The 19,019-nt window shown below is 48.7% G+C and carries 16 protein-coding genes and 1 tRNA gene; 1 reads left to right on the top strand and 16 read right to left on the bottom strand.

Features of this window, described 5'->3' with window-relative positions; genetic code table 11:
• Positions 1–28: 28 nt before the first annotated feature.
• The 3 genes from K9N57_11825 to K9N57_11815 form a co-directional block, all read right to left on the bottom strand.
• On the bottom strand, positions 29–1,318 hold the full coding sequence (locus K9N57_11825; GenBank protein MCF7804872.1) for an MFS transporter: 1,290 nt from the start codon (positions 1,316–1,318) through the stop codon (positions 29–31).
• A 65-nt stretch (positions 1,319–1,383) separates the two neighbouring features.
• Positions 1,384–3,573, bottom strand: a complete 2,190-nt coding sequence (locus tag K9N57_11820) for a heparinase II/III family protein (GenBank protein MCF7804871.1) — start codon at positions 3,571–3,573, stop codon at positions 1,384–1,386.
• 240 nt (positions 3,574–3,813) lie between these two features.
• Positions 3,814–4,521: a FadR family transcriptional regulator gene (locus K9N57_11815; GenBank protein MCF7804870.1), complete on the bottom strand. Its 708-nt coding sequence runs from the start codon at positions 4,519–4,521 to the stop codon at positions 3,814–3,816.
• 329 nt (positions 4,522–4,850) lie between these two features.
• On the opposite strand from K9N57_11815, the gene K9N57_11810 reads away from it, so the two are divergent.
• Positions 4,851–6,020 (top strand): IS4 family transposase, encoded by a 1,170-nt coding sequence (locus K9N57_11810; protein ID MCF7804869.1) that lies wholly within the window; start codon positions 4,851–4,853, stop codon positions 6,018–6,020.
• A gap of 173 nt (positions 6,021–6,193) precedes the next feature.
• Here the strand turns inward: K9N57_11810 and K9N57_11805 are convergent.
• The 13 genes from K9N57_11805 to K9N57_11745 all read right to left on the bottom strand — a co-directional run bounded on the left by K9N57_11805 (position 6,194) and on the right by K9N57_11745 (position 18,865).
• A tRNA-Sec gene (locus K9N57_11805) sits at positions 6,194–6,291 on the bottom strand.
• 243 nt (positions 6,292–6,534) lie between these two features.
• Positions 6,535–7,431: an SPOR domain-containing protein gene (locus K9N57_11800; GenBank protein ID MCF7804868.1), complete on the bottom strand. Its 897-nt coding sequence runs from the start codon at positions 7,429–7,431 to the stop codon at positions 6,535–6,537.
• Complete coding sequence (locus tag K9N57_11795; protein ID MCF7804867.1) at positions 7,418–8,563, bottom strand: tetratricopeptide repeat protein; 1,146 nt, start codon at positions 8,561–8,563, stop codon at positions 7,418–7,420. The genes K9N57_11800 and K9N57_11795 overlap by 14 nt, the downstream gene beginning before the upstream one ends.
• Positions 8,564–8,588: 25 nt before the next feature.
• A complete protein-coding gene (locus K9N57_11790; protein ID MCF7804866.1) occupies positions 8,589–8,954 on the bottom strand; it encodes a LapA family protein in 366 nt (121 codons plus the stop codon).
• Between the two features lie 17 nt (positions 8,955–8,971).
• A complete protein-coding gene (gene miaB, locus K9N57_11785) occupies positions 8,972–10,288 on the bottom strand; it encodes a tRNA (N6-isopentenyl adenosine(37)-C2)-methylthiotransferase MiaB (protein ID MCF7804865.1) in 1,317 nt (438 codons plus the stop codon).
• Between the two features lie 145 nt (positions 10,289–10,433).
• On the bottom strand, positions 10,434–11,339 hold the full coding sequence (locus tag K9N57_11780; GenBank protein ID MCF7804864.1) for a M23 family metallopeptidase: 906 nt from the start codon (positions 11,337–11,339) through the stop codon (positions 10,434–10,436).
• 115 nt (positions 11,340–11,454) lie between these two features.
• The gene (locus K9N57_11775) at positions 11,455–12,306 is read right to left on the bottom strand and encodes an RNA polymerase sigma factor RpoD/SigA (protein MCF7804863.1); all 852 of its coding nucleotides are present in this window, start codon (positions 12,304–12,306) and stop codon (positions 11,455–11,457) included.
• Positions 12,306–13,241: a CapA family protein gene (locus tag K9N57_11770; GenBank protein ID MCF7804862.1), complete on the bottom strand. Its 936-nt coding sequence runs from the start codon at positions 13,239–13,241 to the stop codon at positions 12,306–12,308. Before K9N57_11770 ends, K9N57_11775 begins: the two co-directional genes overlap by 1 nt.
• Positions 13,242–13,353: 112 nt before the next feature.
• On the bottom strand, positions 13,354–13,788 hold the full coding sequence (locus K9N57_11765) for a hypothetical protein (protein MCF7804861.1): 435 nt from the start codon (positions 13,786–13,788) through the stop codon (positions 13,354–13,356).
• A 193-nt stretch (positions 13,789–13,981) separates the two neighbouring features.
• The gene (gene gatB / locus K9N57_11760) at positions 13,982–15,418 is read right to left on the bottom strand and encodes an Asp-tRNA(Asn)/Glu-tRNA(Gln) amidotransferase subunit GatB (GenBank protein ID MCF7804860.1); all 1,437 of its coding nucleotides are present in this window, start codon (positions 15,416–15,418) and stop codon (positions 13,982–13,984) included.
• Between the two features lie 15 nt (positions 15,419–15,433).
• Positions 15,434–17,023, bottom strand: a complete 1,590-nt coding sequence (gene serA / locus K9N57_11755) for a phosphoglycerate dehydrogenase (GenBank protein ID MCF7804859.1) — start codon at positions 17,021–17,023, stop codon at positions 15,434–15,436.
• Between the two features lie 47 nt (positions 17,024–17,070).
• Positions 17,071–18,144 carry an alanine--glyoxylate aminotransferase family protein gene (locus tag K9N57_11750; protein ID MCF7804858.1) on the bottom strand — a complete coding sequence of 358 codons (1,074 nt, stop codon included), beginning with the start codon at positions 18,142–18,144 and terminating at the stop codon, positions 17,071–17,073.
• 37 nt (positions 18,145–18,181) lie between these two features.
• Positions 18,182–18,865: an HAD-IB family phosphatase gene (locus K9N57_11745; protein ID MCF7804857.1), complete on the bottom strand. Its 684-nt coding sequence runs from the start codon at positions 18,863–18,865 to the stop codon at positions 18,182–18,184.
• Between the last annotated feature and the right edge of the window lie 154 nt (positions 18,866–19,019).

Below are 19,019 nucleotides of genomic sequence, written 5' to 3'. Positions count from 1 at the left end.
TCGGTTGCATTTAATCCTGATATATATTCTATTCTTGTATTTTTAGCTCAACCCGTTTGATATCGCCACCTAACAGATATACTGCAAAAATGCCAAGCGGTACGAGCATCGCCCCCATCAAGAAAAAGGGAACGTAGCTGGTTTGCGTGATTATCGGGACAATATTGGTTGTAATAATTACACCGATCGCTGCTGTGGTTCCCCCCATGCCAGCTACCGTCCCTACTGTACCCCCCGAATAAAAATCACTGGGTAACGTCTGGATGTTTCCAATTGCCGTCTGGAACCCAAAGAGGATGACTGCGATGAGTAAGACTGCTAACAATGGTGTAACCGCATATGAGGTCCCAATAAGCGCCCCTAGCATCAGAACGCCACCAAAAGTAATCGTCCATTTCCGTGCCTTATTTGTGGTCCAGCCTTTGTCCATAAACCGTCCGGCCAACCATCCTCCAAAGATACTGCCAGCAGCAGCACCGACATACGGTACCCACGCGAAATAGCCAATTTGCTTAATATCAAACCCAAAAGATTCGGCAAGATAAATAGGAAGCCAGAACAGGAACATCCACCAGATCGGATCGAGAAAAAACCGGGAGATCAGTACAGACCAGGTCTCTTTATAGGAGAGGATTTCGCTCCAACCCGGTATGCGCTCTTCGGCTTCAACGCCTTCATCGTCGGTGCCGGCTGCGAGTTTTTGCCCCTCAAGGATAAAATCTCTTTCCTGGTCTGATATCCATGGATGATTTTTGGGAAGCGCTTTATTGATAACCAGCCACGGAATAATCCATAGAAGGCCTAATGCACCGATAATAAAGAAGGTGATCTTCCAGCCATACAATACAAACAACCATGCAACTAGGGGTGGAGCCACTATCGAACCGATCGAGGCTCCCGAATTAAAAATTCCCTGCGCCAGCGCACGCTCTTTCACCGGATGCCATTCAGCATTCGATTTCACGGCTCCCGGCCAATTGCCAGCCTCTCCAAGCCCCATAATAAAACGGAAGGCACTAAAGCTAGCCAAACCTCTTGCAAGGCCATGTCCGGCCACCGAAAGGGACCACACAACAATCGAAATCACAAACCCCATACGGGTACCGATCCAGTCGTATAACTTACCGGAGAGTGTTTGACTTAACGCATATGCAATCGTGAACATTGTCACGATAATGGCGTAATCGCCCTTGGTCATCCCCAAATCTTCCTGGATATCGGGCCACATAATGCCGAGTGCGCTGCGATCGATGTAGTTAATCACAGTAGCAATCGCAATCAGCACTATAATCCACCAGCGCAATCCCTTAATCTTCATAACCGGTTTGTCTCCTTACACTATAATTTTCACAAACACGTAGTTGAGTAAATGCTTCATCGGCCTTATTCCGATATAACCTTATATGCCCCGTTCCAGACAAACTGACGCTCGCCAAACTCTACCGAATGCTCACCTGCAAGTGGCGTTTGCTGATTCGTGACCATCACAATCCATTTCTTGCCGTTTTTAGAAAGTACCTCAACGACTGAACCCTCTTCGCTATGCCCAAGTACCGTGACTTTTTCAATTGCCGGGCGGGCCTGGACGGAAGATTCTGTTGCTTCGTTGAAGTATCCGTGAGGTTCTATCACTGAGGCGAACAGATGTGAACTGGTCGTTCTGCGAACAAGAAACATCGGTTCGGACCGCAGATTAAAATTGGGATCGGTTGCTCCGATTCGGCTAAAAATTATCTCACTTTCGGGCGATCCAGCCATGTGGAAGGTGTAATACCGATTGCCGTCAAGCCAAGTCATGGCGATGGAGCTGTCCGTAGTTCCCTCTGCTACATTCCAGAGATGCTGATAGCCGAATTCCCCTCCGAGTGGCAACCATTTTTCGGTATGCGCAGAATAGTCCAGGTTAAAATTGATCAGTTGCCCGCGATAATGAATGGGGAAATCGTACTCATGCTGTTCATCACTCTGTAACCGATACAAATCTATAATCACTGGATAGTCAAACGCCTCATCCTGCAGCATTACCATGGTGCGCTGCATTTCAACACCGGGATAATAATCGTTTGCGGTGGCGCTCATGAACTGGGCATCCTTATCACTCGCATCGAAAAAGTGTCGGTGTCCGGAAACCTCTTCTGCCTCATCACGCTCATATTCATTCTGCGAAGTTTGATCCACCACCACTGTATTATGTGCAATGGTCTGCTCGGCGTACGAGTCATTCTCGTCCAGATACCGTCCACCAAATTTTGGTTCAATATTGATCCAGCGGGCAAATCCGTAATCGTTTACTACTTCGCGGCGCTGGTTGTAAAAAATATAGTGGAGCTTATCAAAATGCCCATGCCCGCCACCGTGTACGCCGTATTTCATTAATAAGACAGATTGATCCTTCCCTTTGCCGGTTCTGAGAATCCCGAGCCCGCCCTGGTCACCTTCCGGGCCATCCGTAAATTCAACACTGTTCCACTCCATCCGGGGTTCGGAGTCCAGTGCCGCCAGTCCTTTTGCCACTGCGAGGCCGGATTGATTCAGCACAACATCGTTCTGAAAATTTACCACACCTAACAACCGTGCATCCTCTTTATATCTGGTATAAGCCAAGTCTGTGGCAAGCACAATGCCAGGCGCCTTCACATCCATGGTACGAGACGCATCGTTGATCGGGGGTAATACTCCGTTCGGGAATGCCGTCTGGAGCGTGGCATAAATGGCCTTCCTCAGAATCTGATCCCGGTATTCATAGATTTCGAGGTCCGGTTGATTTCGCTCGACGGCCTCGGCAAAATAGAAAAATGGGCGAAGTGCATATCGAATGTAATATGGCCCCTCCATATAATATCCGTCTGGGGAAAACAGCAAGTCTAATTGCCGGAGAAACCCGCCCTTACCGGACTTATCCGTGCCATACAATGCCATATCGACCAGCTCCTGATCCTCCATGACATACCCAATCATACCGACCGATGCCACAGACCAGGTCCCATGATTATGGATGCGATCGAACTCGTGGGCGTTCTCTCCGGTAAACCATTCGGCCATGGGACGAAAAATATTTTGCTCGTAAAGGGAACGCTTTTCTTCCGGGAGCCAGTTATAAATACAGTCATACGCAATACTCGTATTGACCAGCCACACGGTTTCATTCAGCATCTGATGGAACAGTTTACCTGGCGCCTGGTTATGCGCTAATGGATGCGGGCCCAACTCAGGATACATCTTCGCATACTCATCTAGCATCCGGACAATAAATTTTGCATACTTTTCGTTGCCAGTGATCTGATACAGCAAGCCGGCATCCTTCATGTCACGATAATTCTGCTTATGACGCTCATGAGCATAGCCACCAGCCTCACCGGGAGGAGGCACTTCAACCGGTTCCCGGATAATCTGGCCCATTGCTTGCTGGCTTCGCCGCACAACATCCTGAAACAAGGAATATTTATCCGAATTTTCCTGAATAAGATTCGCTTCCTCAGCGTTTATAAAAATACTGGGATGTTCAAATGTGAATGCTGAATTACTCGCTACCAAAAAAAACAGAAAGGTGCCCCACACAAGAAGTCGCTTCATTCTCTCCCCCAAATTTTCAAAATAAACTAACAAATATTTCAGCGGCTAGAGACTCGAACGATTAATCTGGATGGATCATTGCGGAGTGAATATCGCAGGACATGTATCTGAGCCGCACAAAAACATATCTTATCTTATGCAATATTACCTCTTACCAATATATTATAATATTGTCATACAAATTCAAAGAAAAAAAATTCCCCCGGTGGGTCATCGTATATTCAGAGTTCTTAGCCGTTCTTATAGTAGCTCTTTTATGTGTTCTTCGGCGTGCTGGAGGTGGACTTTCATCGCTTCGAATGCTCCATCACCATCCTGGGCAAGAATCCTGTCGCTGATTTTAGCATGATATTGTACAGCTGAGGTTTTAGCACGGCCAACCTGTTCGAGCACCTCGGTTTTGATCTTCGGCATTAATTCAAACACCGGATACATTATAATCGAAATAATTGGATTGCTCGTAGATTCGGCAATTTTAATGTGGAACTGCCGATCGAGTTCGCTCTCTTTGTAAAATTCCTCTTCACCTTCCATTTTACGGACGATATTCTCCAAAACTTCTGCATCTTTATCTGTTCGGTTTTCCGCTGCAAGCTTGGCATTGTAAGGTTCAATAATTTGCCGAACTCTTATAAGGTGCAATCCATGCTTTCGTTCAAAATTAAATTGAAAAAATAATTGAAGGGCCTTATTCAAATGTTCTGCATCAAACTCTTTGACATAGGCACCACTCCCCTTTTTTATGGTGACCAACCCCTTGGCACTGAGTATCTGCATTGCCTCACGTACTACCGTCCGACTTACACCGAATGCCTCACAAAGTTCCCGTTCGGTTGGCAGTTTGTCTCCAGGTGTGAATTTCCGCTCGACAATTGCTTCTTCAATTTGCTTCACGACGATTTGGCTGAGCGTCAGAGAGTTGTCAATCTTTTGGAAGACTTTCGACAAGGGAATCGCCTCAATAAGGGTGTATTATATCGTATATTTATAAGATATAATGTAGTATGATATTTCTACAATATTATAATTATTTTAATTTATATAAGCAAGTCGGAATTATAATGAACAAAAATTGCAATGTCCTATTTTTCCAATCCATATTCTGAATAATTAATAAATCCGATCCACTACTGTCCGGTTGTTGAATTTTATGATTTATATTAACCTACGACATATCAATATGTTATCCCACAAAAAATACCAGGATCGACTTGAGCGGCCTTTTCGTACCTTGGTGGTGGCGCATAATAATCCACCAACCAGAGGAGACCAGTCCTATGTATTCCGGCACCTTGGTATTTTCCCAACTCATGTCGTTTCTTCCGCGTAAGGCCTTCCGTCGCTGTGTCCACCGGTATTCTGGAGACTATAAGGTCCAACAGTTCTCCTGTTGGGATCAGTATTGCTGTATGGCCTTCGCTCAACTGACAGGCCGAGAGAGTCTGCGGGATATTGAAGCCTGTCTCCGCGCCCAGCAAACCAAACTGTATCATATGGGCATCCGCGGCCGGGTCTCCCGGAGTACGTTGGCGGATGCCAATGCCCACCGGGATTGGCGTATGTATGCAGACTTCGCCCACATCCTCATTCACCGGGCGCGGGCCCTCTATCAGGAGGAGGACTTTGGTGTCGACCTCGACGAGACCGTCTATGCGCTGGATTCCACCACGATTGATCTGTGTCTCTCGGTGTTCCCGTGGGCCCAGTTTCGCCAGACAAAAAGCGCGGTGAAACTGCATACGCTCTTGGACCTGCGAGGCCCGATCCCCACCAGTGCCTGGATCACTCCGGCCCGCATCCATGATGTGAACCTGTTGGATACATTGCTTCCAGAACCGGGAGCGTTGTACCTGATGGACCGGGCGTACCTTGATTTTCTCCGCTTGTCTGCGTTACATCAGGCGCATGCCTCGTTCATTATTCGGGCGAAATCAAACCTCCAGTTCCGGCGGCAGTATTCCCAACCGGTCGACAAGACGCCGGGGCTCCGCTGTGACCAAATTGGGGTGCTGACGGGCTTCTATGCGAAGCAACGCTATCCGGATCAACTACGCCGCATCAAGTACTACGATGCGGAGACCGACCGGACGTTTATCTTCCTCACGAATAATCGGACGTTACCAGCCCTGACCATCTGTCAGCTCTATCGGTGCCGCTGGCAGGTGGAACTCTTCTTCAAATGGATCAAACAGCATCTCCGAATTCAGTCCTTTTATGGCACGTCAGCCAATGCCGTGAAAACGCAACTCTGGATTGCGATATCGGTGTATGTGCTCGTGGCGATTATCGTGAAAAAACAGGATTTGGACATCAGTCTCTACACTTTTTTACAGATTATCAGTGTGACCGTCTTCGAAAAAGTTGATATTTTACAACTAGTTACAGAGGGTGAGTACACAATGACAGAGAGTCACTTGACCAACCAATTGAAATTATTTGAGTTATAACCGGACACTAGTGAATCCGATCAAGTTCTAAAAAGTGTTTAATTAATATACTTAGGTACCAACATTTTTCCTATTTACTTGGTTTCATAAAAACCAACGAGAAAGCAAAAACTCCACGAAATGGCTTTCTCACGGGGGTTTTAAAAACTAAATGGACTTTTTAAATATCTAAATGGCGGGAGCGTGTGGGAATTGAACCCACCGGCCCGATGAGACACCGGGCCCGGCGGTTTTGAAGACCGCGGGCGCCACCAGGCTACCATCCACTCCCGTAAATAACAGATCGAATTTTTTTCGCAGACGTAAATTTCATGTCTCACAGGTCGAGAAGCAAGGGTTAACGACTGTGTTCAGGTTAATCTGGCGGAATGCGTTAGTCTTTAGGTATTGAGAAAATTCATAACAAGTCCAATGGAGGTTCTTTTACGAAATACGTAATACTCGATACTCACTTATACCGAAGAGAAGGTAAATTACAAACGTGAAGGAAAAAAAGTGCAAAAACGGGGCTTAACTAATTACCCTTTTTCACGATAAAGAACGGAAGATTCATCCGCTGTTTAAGCGATTCACCGGCCTGCGATGCTTCGGCCCGGGTGGAGTAATTTCCGACCCAAACCAGATAAAGCTGCAGGTTCCCACGCTCTCGTTGCCGTATTTGGACCGGATAACCGTAATTCTCCAGCATCTGTTGCTGCTGCCGGGCATTTTCCATGGTGGAATAGGCGCCGACCTGCAACGCAAACGGCTGCCGATTTCCCTGGGAGCTACCAGCGGATCCAGATTGAGTCCCGCTCTCCTCAGATTCTGTATCCACATATGGATTTTCTTTTGAGAGGTCCACCGGTTCCGGCGGAGCCAGTGCAGCCATTGAATCTTCATTCACCGGTTCAGTGCCGGCCTCCAGGCTGCTGGTGATGGTAACATTCGGAAATTGCCTCGATAGTACGCGCTTCCAGGTTCTGGCCGAATCCACCTTCCCTGCCTGTACCATGCTATTCAACAACATATTCGATGCGCGCTCCAGATATGGTGACCGGGGATGATGAATCGGTATCTGGCGCAAATATCGCTCTGCCGAGATATACAATCCCTTGGCATAGAGATACTCCGCGACCTGCATTATGGCATCATCCATGTATGGATGGTTACGATGATTATCCGCTAAATCCTTAAAATATTGGTATGCCTGTTCCCCTTCCGATTCCAGCACGCCCCGGAGATAGAGTACACCGGGATCGTTGGGATGCTCCTGCAATAACTGCGGCAGAGCTGCCCTCGCTTTTTCGTAATGGCCGTTTTTGATCTGCTGGAGATATTCGTCTACATACTGCGCATCTGCCCGGGAGACCCCCAGTACAATTGCAAACAGCGGGACAAGAAATATTATGGAGGATCTAAACCTGATCATCAGTGAAGGAATAGGTTGCATAACAATTTGGGCAGAGCCAGTGCATTTCTCTGCTTTGAAATCCACACTCCCCGCACGTGAAAGTCTTCTGCTGGCTCTCAATCCGGAACATTTCTTCCAGCTGTTCCGCCACTCCATCCCTGTTCTCCCCCTGGTTATACAGCCGGGTGAGTACAATCCGAGCACGCAGGGAATCCGGACTCTTATCCAGGGCATTCTCTATAGCCCGAATTGCATTTTGGTTTTCACCTTTTTTTTCGTAAAACGTAGCAATTCCCACAGCAGCTTCGATATTATCCGGATATTTATCCAGAAGACGACGATAGTACCGTTCCACCTCACTAAAATTTCCTAATTCGAATAACCGCTGTTCGATCCGGCCGGAAACAAGAAACAATAAATCCGGGCAGAGCTCACCGAACTTTTGCCAGTTATCCACGGCTTCCTCGATCCGGTTTTCCTCATCGTAAGAATTGCCCAGACAAATAAATGCCGGACAGCACTCCGGATCCAATTTCAGCGCTTTGCGGTACCGGATTCGTCCCTCCCTGGCTTCTCCGGTTTCTTCCAGTAGTTGTCCCTCGGCGACCCGGTACGTGGCAATAGCCTTCGATTGGTCCTCACCACTGTATTTTTCAATGGCCTTTAATACGTCAACAGCATTGTCCCAGAGATCGTTTTCCCGATAGATCTCCAGTTTTGCATTGAGACCTTTCAGGTTCTTTTTGTCAATCGTCAGGATTTTGTCGGCGAATTCCAGGGCCTTCTCATAAGCGTTGAGTTCGCGATGATCGTAAACCATACTCAGATAAATATCGACTTGCTGGCCCGGAGTAAGGTTTCGCCGCACCGTCAAACTTTGGTGCACCTTTAGTGCCTGATCGTATTGACCATTCTCTCTGAAAATATCACCGAGTTTGATATACGCATCGATGTGGCCGGTATCCCGACGCACCACCTCTTTGAGCTTTTCCGAGGCGGCCTTCAAATCGCCTTCCAGCAACAGGCGCAAACCATCGGAATAGAGGGATTCTGTCGTCCGTTTTGGTGAGGATGGTCTGAAAATAAAATAGAGTATAAGGGACAGGATACTCAGTGCGGCAAGTCCGATGATGATATAAGTAATTTCCATGGGAATCTACTGGGTTAGTTAAGGGTTACCCGTTCTCTGATTTCTGCGGCGTGTTCTCCGAAGATTCGCTGCCTGCCTCCTCCGGGATCTGGGTTAGTTCCTCGTCGATGGCGACATTGCGCAGGTCGTTCAGTTCGGCCTTCAATTTTCTGTTTTCCCTTTCGTATTTCCGGACTTCAGCACGGGAGCTGAGCACCTGGAATACCGGAATCAGAAATCCAACAAAGATACCGATTAAAAAGGACGCCAGGAGGACATGCACCAGGTTCACATCGTACAGCGTCGTCGTGAATATCTGCAATTCCATGATGGTCTGATCCACATTGAGCGCCAGAAACCATAACAAGACAGCCATCAGGACGATAGTTAGGAAAATTTTTAGTAGACCCATGGTAACTCCATTTCAATCTATTTTACGTGCTCGCCAAATAAGGTGACTCCCTGAGCATCATAGATTCGCAGCGGAACGATATCTCTGGGAAGTTCGCCATTTTTATCGAAGACTACAATACGATTTTCGTCCGTACGTCCCATCCACTGTTCATCGGACTTTTTGCTGTTCTTCTCAACCAGTACCTGTGCCTTGGTTCCGATAAGTTTCCGGTTTTTCTCCAGAGTAATATCGTTCTGCAGGGCGATAATTTGCTGCAGCCGCTCGGATTTCTCTTCATCGGAAACCGAATCCTCATATTCGATGGCTTTGGTGTACGGACGCGCCGAGTACTTAAACATAAACGCGTTATCATACCGAACCTGCTTCATCAACGAGACCGTTTCCATAAATTGCTCATGGGTTTCCCCGGGAAATCCGACGATGATATCCGTGCTAATTCCACAGTCCGGCAGATATTCATAGATTGTGTCCACCAGATTCAGATATTCATCCCGGGTATAGGTCCGGTTCATTCGCTCTAATACCTCTGTGGACCCGGATTGCACTGGCAGGTGAATGTGATTACAGATCTTTGGATTATCCCGCATCACGGTCAGGAGGTTTTCGTCAATATCTCTGGGATGCGGCGAAGTATACCGGATACGTTTGACGCCCTCCACATCGGACACCGCATCAAGTAATTCCGGGAATCCGTGCTCTTCGTACTGGTACGAATTTACATTCTGGCCCAGAAGCGTAATTTCAACAAATCCTTCATCTACCACCCGGCGGACTTCCTCAACGATACTTTCCACAGGCCGGCTGCGTTCCCGCCCCCGGGTATAGGGCACGATACAAAAGGTGCAAAACTTATCACAGCCCCGGGTTATGGCAATCCACGCGTTGATGCCTTCTTTGCGGGACGGAAACATACCGTCATACACTTCGTGCTTGCTGAGCCGCGTATTAATGATGGTTTCCTCATCCTCGTGATACTGTTCCAGCATCTGGTCAAGATTCCGGTAGGCATCCGGCCCCAGCACGAAATCCACATACGGCTTTTCAGTCAGTATTTTATCCTTCAGATTCTGTGCCATGCAGCCAAGGACTCCAATGATGGTATTTGGCTCGGCATCCTTACGGGTTTTATATTGTCCGAGCCGGGACATAACGCGTTGCTCCGCCCCTTCCCGGATGGCGCATGTATTGACAAAAATTGCATCAGCGTCTTCGTACGAATCCACCGACGTATAATTTTTCTCTTCGAGAATACCTGCTACCAGTTCCGAATCGTATTCATTCATCTGACAGCCGTAGGTCTCGATGTAATAAGTTCTTGGTTTCATATACATTTATGATGTGCCTTCGTTTTCCTGTTCAGTCTCAATTAGATTTAAAGTATTTCCGCCTTTAATCCATGTCAAGCAGTTTGTAATAATACAAAAAAGCCCCGGTTGACACAACCGGGGCCTCTAAAATTCATCACTGGAATAAATGTCAGTTGTTCAAATATCCGCTAAAGAAATAATTAATTGGATTGACGGGATTCCCCCCCACTAAAATCTCGTAATGTAAATGGGAGGCCGTTGATCGCCCGGTATTTCCGACTTCACCGATAAGATCACCCCGTTCGACTTTTTGCCCTGGTTTGGCGTGCATTTTGGACATGTGGGCATACATCGTTTCATATCCGTACCCATGGTCGAGGGCAACCACTAGCCCGTATCCGCTCCGGCGTTTGGCATATTTGACCGTTCCTCCGGCTGTAGCATGGATCGGTGTGCCCCGCCGCGCAGAAATGTCCAAGCCATAATGAAACCGTCGCTGATGTGTAAATGGATCACGCCGATATCCGAATCCATCGGTAAAATATCCCCCCTCTATCGGACGGATAGATGGCGTTGACTGAATTTTTGCGGTATTATGTTTAAACGTGTCGTACAGTTTTTCGTAGCTCAGCCGCTCAAGTTTTAACATCCGTGAGAGGCGCTCGACGTCAATGACCAAGTCCGACACCTTGGTTTCATCGGTGGGCAGCAGATAATCCAGTTCCATCGTCTTATCGTATCGGGTACCACCAATACCGAGCTTACGGACATCACTGTCAACGGCTGGCAGATCGGCGTAGGTCCGGATTTCTTCATCTCTGGACTGGAGGGTTGTCAACTCCTGCTCCATTGTTTGCACTGTGGACTGCAAATTATCGAGCAGGCCGATCAGGCGCTCATTGTTCTGTTTCAGATTATTGATCTTGGCCTGATACATTTTCTTCGTCAGCACATCGATTGTGAGATAGGAAAATCCAGCCCCCAGAATCAGCAGTGCGACGATTCCCAGAATGATCTTTTTTCGGGTAAGCGTAAATTCCCGTATGCCTTCATCATTCAGAAACAGTAATTTCACAAGAGTGTTCCCCTACTCATTGCACGAATTCCTGATAAGATATATATGATCGGGCTTGTTATCAAATCTTGAATTGGTGATTGATTGCTCGAACGCAATATAGTATTCAAATTTCCTATTCGCCAAGATATTTTTTCAAAATTTTTGTACGGCTTGTATGGCGGAGCTTCTGGAGGGCCTTCTCCTTTATCTGACGGATGCGTTCGCGGGTTAAATCATACTCCGAACCAATTTGCTCAAGGGTCAGCGGCTGGTCGAAACCGATTCCGAAATAGCGCCGAATAATGTCGGCTTCCCGCTCATCCAGCGTCGCCAGCGCCTCTTCGACCTCATGATGCAGCGATTCATCGATGAGTTCATCTCCAGGCTCATCAGTGTTCATCTCCGGTAATATTTCCAACAAATTTGTAGCGTCGTCCTTGCCTCGGGGCTCGTCTACCGACAGCTCCCGCTCCGCCGCCTGAATCGTATCCTCAATCTCATCCCGGGTTAGTTCCATAGCCTCGGCGATCTCTTCCGTCGTCGGTTCCCGGTCGAATTCCTTCTCCAGTTCCTGGTAGATTTTCCGCATCTTCGAGACTGCATCTACCTTATTCAATGGAAGACGTACAATCCTGGATTGCTGGGAAATTGCCTGCAGGATTGACTGGCGAATCCACCAAACCGCATACGAGATAAATTTGAACCCCCGGGTTTCGTCAAACCGCTTTGCTGCTTTAATCAGGCCAATATTACCCTCGCTGATCAGGTCCTCCAGGGAGAGTCCGTGATTTTGATATTTTTTTGCCACTGTCACAACAAAACGCAAGTTGGACCGCAGAATTTTGTCCAACGCCTCTTGCTGCCCCTCTCTGGCAAGTCGCGCCAAGGTAATCTCTTCCTCCGGCGTCAGCAGACTTTCGTTGCCAATCTCCGTGAAATACTGATCCAGAGTTCTGCTGGAGTACCTATGACGTTTGGATGCCATTACTCTCTGTCCCAACTCAAATTACCATCCGGGTGAATTTGTATGGTGCTTGTGCTGTCAAATCGGGAGGATATTGTTCGCAAATGTGTAAAAAAACTGTCCGCCTGCCTGGCAGTCATTAGTCGTGGTTGAAATCGGACATCGACATTTTTCACATTTAATGGATGAATCTTTGCGGCACGCACCGTATCCTCGCCAATTTCGATTTCCAATAACCCGCTTCGGAGTGCCGTTGGACTAAACGATCCAAAACAAAAGTTCCCCAGGGAATAAGCGATGAGCCGGCCTTTATAATTTTCTATTCCCTGCCAGATATGCGGGTGGTGGCCCACAACCAAATCTGCACCGGCGTCGATAGCCCGGCGGGCAAAGACCTGTTGGTACTTCTTGGTACTATCGCTGTTCTCGCTCCCCCAGTGGAAGGAAACAATGGTGAAGTCTGCCAGTGAATCGGCAGCCGTTACCCGGGGAATGAAGTCCGATTCGAACGGATAGGCTGTGCCCGCGGTGGAATCCGTCGCCCAGAACTCCCTGGGAAATGTCATTGAATACGCCAGGAATGCCACCGAGGGATTCCCCGGTAAAACAACTGGTTGCGATGCCTCCCTCCGGTTCAACCCGTACCCGACAGATCGAATGCCCAGTTCCTTCAGATAGTACACCGTAGAATCCGCCAGCCGGACACCGTAATCCATAATGTGATTATTGGCGAGTCCGGCGATATCCAGCCGACTGTGCTTCAGCACCTGCCGGTAAGAGGATGGTAACGTGAAGGTATAGGTTTTGTCGTACCGGGAGAGCGAATCACCGGTACCGATAGGTGCCTCCAGGTTTGCAAAGCGAACATCCGCCTGTTGCAACAGGCTGTCGATCCGGCGGAACGGATAGTCGGTACCGTCCCGGTCCAAATGGTCCGTAACCCAGTTGCCGAGCATCAGATCGCCGCCAATAAGGAGCGTTTTCGTCGGCTCCCCGGCTGAAATCGGTAGCGCTATGACACCGCATAAAACCAGGAGTAAGACCCCGGACGCTACACTCCCAAATAAATTACGCGGGTGTTTCTTTGTCCGAATCGTCGCCTTCCTCCGGTTCGGGTGAGGCTTCTGTAGCCGGTTCCTCCGCTTGGGACGGTTCAGTCGCTGCGGCCTCCTCCGGTGCCACATGTGCGAGCTTATCCTCCAGCGCGGACTTCTTTTCCTCCAAAACGGTAATCTTATCAAAGAGCATCTGGATATCCGGGGCATCAGCCACCGTATCAAGCTTATCTTCGGACTTCAGGTGATATACTTTACCACCGAGTTCCGTAAAATTCCGTTCGATATCCCGATTCACCTGGAGAATATCCAGTTTAATCTTTCCGGTCCTGGTCAGTTCTTCCGCCTTGTCAGCAGCGGCTCTCGAAAAGACTTTACCTTTTTCTGCCGCAACATTACCGATGTCCTGAAGACTTTTTCTCACGTCGTCCCACAGTTTATTCGCCATACATACCTCCATTAATTTAATTTTAAAAACTTACCGGTTCTTAAAGGCAAGGTACAATACCCGGCGAACAATATCACCTCCACGCTTCCCGGATTTTCCAAAGTGTTCGCAGAGAAAATATTAGTGATTTTGAATCAAACTACAATGAATTTTTTACTAGAAATATAAAGTGTGATAGTAGACTGAAGCCTGCCTATTCAGGCTTTCCGAGTTTTTCACCAAGGATCTCCTTCACCTTTTGGGGATTAGCCTTCCCCTGCGTCTCCTGCATCACCTGTCCCATGAAAAATCCCATCAGCTGCGGATTGCCGTTTTTATATTTTTCGTATTCGTCCGGATTCGCCTCGATCACGCCCTCCACGATGGTTTCCAGCTCTGAGGTATCCGACACCTGCTTGAGGCCCTGCTCCTCGATGATTTCATCGGCGGTTTTGGCGCTGTTCAGCATATCATCGAAAATCTGCTTGGCAACCGTATTATTGACGGTTTTGTCTGCGACACGCTCCAGTAGTCCAGCAAAGCGCCGGGGCTCCAGGGAGAGCTCCTCCATCGCAATGCTCTGGTCTTTGAGCACCCGGAGTACTTCGCCCATCACCCACTTGGCCGCCAGTTGCGCCTCACCAGACTCCTTCGCTACATCCTCAAAATAGGCAGCAACGGCCCTGTTGTCGGTGAGCACACCGGCATCATAATCCCGCAGTCCGTAGGAATCGATAAACCGCTGCCGTTTTTCGCCCGGGAGCTCCGGCATGTTGGATTCGATATCGGTAAGCCATTCCTCCGAGACCTCCAGCGGCAGAAGGTCTGGCTCGGGGAAATACCGATAATCCTCGGCTTCTTCCTTGGTGCGCATCCGTTCGGCACGGTTTTCGGTTTCGTTCCATAGGAGGGTATCCTGCGTGATCGTGCCATCGGATTCCAAAACTTCGGTCTGGCGCTCAATTTCGTATTGAAGCGCCCGCTCAACGCCGCGGAAAGAGTTCATGTTCTTCATTTCGGTCTTGGTGCCGAACTCCTCTTGTCCTACCGGTCGAATAGAGATATTCGCATCGCACCGCAGGCTGCCCTCTTCCATATTGCAGTCGGAGACGCCAAGATACAGGAGTATCTGTTTCAATTTATTGAGATAAGCCCGGGCTTCCTCCGGCGATCGGATATCCGGCTCGCTCACGATCTCGATGAGTGGGACGCCGCATCGGTTAAAGTCCACCCGAGTCCCGCCGGATTTTGTATGGATGGACTTTCCGGCGTCTTCCTCCAGGTGAATCCGCGTTAAACCAATACGTTTAATCTCACCGTCATCATATTCGATATCCACACCACCGTCATAACAGAGCGGCTCGTCGTATTGAGAAATCTGGTATCCCTTGGGCAAATCGGGGTAAAAGTAGTTTTTCCGCGCGAACCGGGAAAACGGCCGGATAGTGCAATCCGTGGCCAGTCCCATTTTGATGGCATACTCCACCGCCTGCCGGTTCAGGACCGGGAGTACGCCCGGCATCCCAAGACAAACCGGACAGGTCTGCGTATTCGGAGCCGCCCCGTATTCATAATGACAGCTGCAAAACAGCTTGGTGTGGGTCGCTAACTGTGCGTGGACTTCTAATCCGATAACCGGTTCAAATTGCATAGATTAATCTGTCGCCTATTCCTTTGGAAACGTTACCTGTTGCACATCAAGAATATTCGGTTCCTCTTCCAGAGAAGCAAGATCTTCCTCGGAAAGTGGCCCATCGAGGTTTACCATCGCCAGCGCTGTATTGCCCTGCTCTTGGCGACCGAGACGATACTCGGCAATGTTAATATTCCGGGATCCAAGGAAACTTCCCACATTCCCGATGACGCCAGGCACATCATTGTTTCGGATCATCAGTACTGTGCCCACTGGCCGGGCATCCATATGAAATTCGTCAATGCGTACAATCCGCGGATGCATCTTTCCAAAGAGCGAACCGGAGACCTTTTTGGTTCCATTCTCCGTAGTCACCACCACTTCAATCAGGTTCGTATATCCGGAATCGTCATATTCGTAAGATTCCTGGATTTTGATATTCCGCTGTTTGGCAAGCAGCGCTGCGTTCATCAGGTTAACCTTATCGCCGCTTATGGGGCCAAGCAAACCCTTGAGTGCCGCGAGGGTAATCGGTTTCAGATCACTAAAATCACCACTCGCCCGGATCTCCACCTCTTTGGGAGCCCCATCTGCCCGGACAATCTGGAGTAAGCCCAGACGATCCGCCAGATCGATATACGGTTCCATCTGCTTGATTTTGCTAAAATCGGCAAACGGGATATTCACAGCATTTTTCACCTTTTCACTCAGCAGAAAATCTCTGACCTGCTTACAGACATCCAGCGCCACATTCTCTTTGGCCTCTCGGGTTGATGCACCTAAATGCGGCGTCAATACCGCGTTGTCAAACTCCAGGAAGGGGTGATCTTTTTCTAGCGGTTCGCTGGCAAACACATCGAATCCGATAGCGCCAATTTTCCCGCTGCGAAGGCCCTCGGCTACGGCATCTTCATTATACACCCCACCACGCGCCGCATTGACCAGGATAACTCCGTCCTTCATCTTTGCGATCTCTTCCGTATCGATGAGATTCCGGGTCTGCTCACTGAGTGGAACATGCGCGGTGACGATATCCGCCTGGGTAAAAATCTCTTCCAGTTCCACCTTCTTGATATCCAGCGCATCAAACTGCTCCTCCGAGAGGAACGGGTCATACCCCAGAAGATCCATCTCGAAACTGGCAGCCCGCTTTGCAACGCCCTGCCCGATTCGGCCAAGACCGATGATACCCAGTGTTTTCTCCCGCAGTTCCCGGCCGATATATTTCTGACGATCCCAGCGCCCTTCCCTGAGGGCCTGGTGTGCCGGAGAGATCTTCCGGGCGGCAGCGAGCATCAATGCCATGGTCTGTTCGGTGGCCGCATTGGTGTTCCCGGTTGGCGTATTCATAACAATGACGCCCCGGAGTGTTGCCGTTTCGAGGTCTACATTATCCACCCCGACCCCGGCGCGTCCAATGACGCGGAGATTATCCGCCTGGTTCAGTAATTCCTTACCAACCTTCGTGCCGCTCCGGATAATCCAGCCGTGGATTTCCCCAACCACATCCAGATAGTCCTCTACGGTCGATTGGGGCTTATAAATCACCTCGATCTCACCAGTCTCATTTAAGAGATCAATTCCCTGCTCATCAATCGCATCCGATATAAGTACTTTATACATAACGCACCTGCCGTTTCAAGTTAAGATTTGCTGAATTGAATGCCCGATTACGTCTCCAGGATATCATCAATAGTGGCCAGCAACTCGTCCAGTTCATTCATAGAGGTATCGGCCATATGAGCAATCCGGAATGTTTTACCCTTTAGCTGACCGTACCCGTTGGAAATCCGGTAGCCACGATTGACCAGTTCACTGGAGAGCCCCGCGACATCAATATCCAGTGTATTCTCGATGCAGGTCAGGGTATTGGAGTGATACGGATCCTCCGAAAAGAGCTCGAATCCGTGCTCCAAAGCCCACGACCGGGTGCGTTTTGCCATCGAAAGGTGTCGATCGAAACGGTTCATTAATCCCTCGTCGCTGATGAGTTCCAGCTGCCTCTGCAGACCATACAGGTGCGGGATCGAGGCCGTCGAGGGTGTCTGTGCTCGCTGATGGTATTTTTCGAACACTTCGAAATCAAAATAGTAGCCCTTGTTGGGCTGACTTTTGGATCGCTCCAGCGCCCGATCTGACACGCTCATTATTGCGAAACCGGGAGGCAGTCCCCACGCTTTCTGCACGCTGGCAAGCACGATATCGATTCCCCAGTCCTCCACCGGTATATTCACGCCGCTCATAGAACTCACCGCATCCACAAGGATCAGAGCATCAGAGTTTTCCCTGATGGTTTCCACAATGGATTTTAACGGATTCATTACCCCCGTGGACGTCTCGTTGTGCACTACTGTTACAACGTCGTAGTCAGCTTCATCCAGAGCCATTTTCACATCGTCCGGTTTTACGGCGTTCCCCCAGTCTACACCAACGGAATCGGATTCAAGACCGCACGCATCAGTGATTTGGTGCCACCGCAAGCTGAAAGCACCACAAACCAGGTTGAGACACCGTTTTTTAACCGTATTTCGCACCGCCGATTCCATCAGTCCTGTGGCAGTACTAGTACTCAGATAAATCCTGTTTTCGGTTTGCAGCACAGACTGGATACCTTCGACCACATCCCGGTACAGATCGCTGAATTCCGGGGCCCGGTGTCCAATCATCGGTTGCGACATCGCTTCAAAAATTTCCGGCCGAACATTTACTGGGCCGGGGATAAATAAGCTCGGTACGTTTTTCATGGGTCACCTCATTGGGCTGAAGTTATGCAACATTAGTTTAGTTGTTCTGTTCAATTGTGTTGTACTCTTCCGTCGTTAAAATATACTGTAATACAGATTGAAAATTTTCCTCTTTCACGTAATATTCACAGGCTTTTTCGATAGGCGGGCGATATTCCGCTCCACCAAAACCAATAAACCGATCCACCTCATCCTGAACGGCGATATCATTTGCCCCATCTCCGATAAAAACAACCGGTTTTTCCGGGGCAATCGTCCTAATCATCTGTTGCTTTCCGGCAGATGTGACCAGAGATGAATCTTTGTCAAATCCGATATAGTCGCCTTCCAGGTCAAAATAAACATCGACAGCGTGAACATTGGCCGCCGGAATACCCAGATATTCGCCAACCGGCACAATGGCCTTCCGGACACCACCGCTGATGATATACATGGATTTCCCCATTTTGGCCAACGATTCAACGGTCTCCTTCACTCCCGGCAACAAGTGCTTTTTGTATTCCCCAGCTAAAGAAGTAACATCTTCACGGGTTGGTTGAATAAGATCGAGACGCTGCTCATACATTGCCGGACTGACGGTATACGTATTTAATGTTTTGTCAACCATGTCCCGGATTTCGTCGCCCACCCCATGGATTTCAGCCAGATATTCTACCCCTTCGATCCCCGTCAGAGTGTTGTCAAAATCAAATATGATGCTGGAAAATTGTATTTTATCCATAAATCCAATAAAGTTATCGGCGAATGAGACTAATTGCAACACACGTCACGAATATATGTACATTTTTATCGGAAAAAAATGGGAGAATGCATTCAAATGAAGATTGTTTTTCTGTGGCACAATTATTCCTTTCCTGCCTACAGGTTCTATTGTA

This window comes from Candidatus Neomarinimicrobiota bacterium (assembly GCA_021734025.1).
In the GTDB taxonomy this organism is placed as follows: Bacteria; Fidelibacterota; JAANXI01; order JAANXI01; family JAANXI01; genus JAANXI01.
This window is presented reverse-complemented; position numbering and strand designations above follow the sequence as displayed.

What these genes read in the sequence shown, in the direction of transcription:
- K9N57_11825 (MCF7804872.1), bottom strand. Translation starts at nt 1,318, where the DNA reads ATGAAGATTAAGGGATTGCGCTGGTGGATTATAGTGCTGATTGCGATT.
- K9N57_11820 (MCF7804871.1), bottom strand. Translation starts at nt 3,573, where the DNA reads ATGAAGCGACTTCTTGTGTGGGGCACCTTTCTGTTTTTTTTGGTAGCG.
- K9N57_11810 (MCF7804869.1), top strand. Translation starts at nt 4,851, where the DNA reads ATGTATTCCGGCACCTTGGTATTTTCCCAACTCATGTCGTTTCTTCCG.
- K9N57_11800 (MCF7804868.1), bottom strand. Translation starts at nt 7,431, where the DNA reads ATGATCAGGTTTAGATCCTCCATAATATTTCTTGTCCCGCTGTTTGCA.
- K9N57_11795 (MCF7804867.1), bottom strand. Translation starts at nt 8,563, where the DNA reads ATGGAAATTACTTATATCATCATCGGACTTGCCGCACTGAGTATCCTG.
- K9N57_11790 (MCF7804866.1), bottom strand. Translation starts at nt 8,954, where the DNA reads ATGGGTCTACTAAAAATTTTCCTAACTATCGTCCTGATGGCTGTCTTG.
- miaB (MCF7804865.1), bottom strand. Translation starts at nt 10,288, where the DNA reads ATGTATATGAAACCAAGAACTTATTACATCGAGACCTACGGCTGTCAG.
- K9N57_11775 (MCF7804863.1), bottom strand. Translation starts at nt 12,306, where the DNA reads ATGGCATCCAAACGTCATAGGTACTCCAGCAGAACTCTGGATCAGTAT.
- K9N57_11770 (MCF7804862.1), bottom strand. Translation starts at nt 13,241, where the DNA reads ATGCTCGGCAACTGGGTTACGGACCATTTGGACCGGGACGGTACCGAC.
- K9N57_11765 (MCF7804861.1), bottom strand. Translation starts at nt 13,788, where the DNA reads ATGGCGAATAAACTGTGGGACGACGTGAGAAAAAGTCTTCAGGACATC.
- gatB (MCF7804860.1), bottom strand. Translation starts at nt 15,418, where the DNA reads ATGCAATTTGAACCGGTTATCGGATTAGAAGTCCACGCACAGTTAGCG.
- serA (MCF7804859.1), bottom strand. Translation starts at nt 17,023, where the DNA reads ATGTATAAAGTACTTATATCGGATGCGATTGATGAGCAGGGAATTGAT.
- K9N57_11750 (MCF7804858.1), bottom strand. Translation starts at nt 18,144, where the DNA reads ATGAAAAACGTACCGAGCTTATTTATCCCCGGCCCAGTAAATGTTCGG.
- K9N57_11745 (MCF7804857.1), bottom strand. Translation starts at nt 18,865, where the DNA reads ATGGATAAAATACAATTTTCCAGCATCATATTTGATTTTGACAACACT.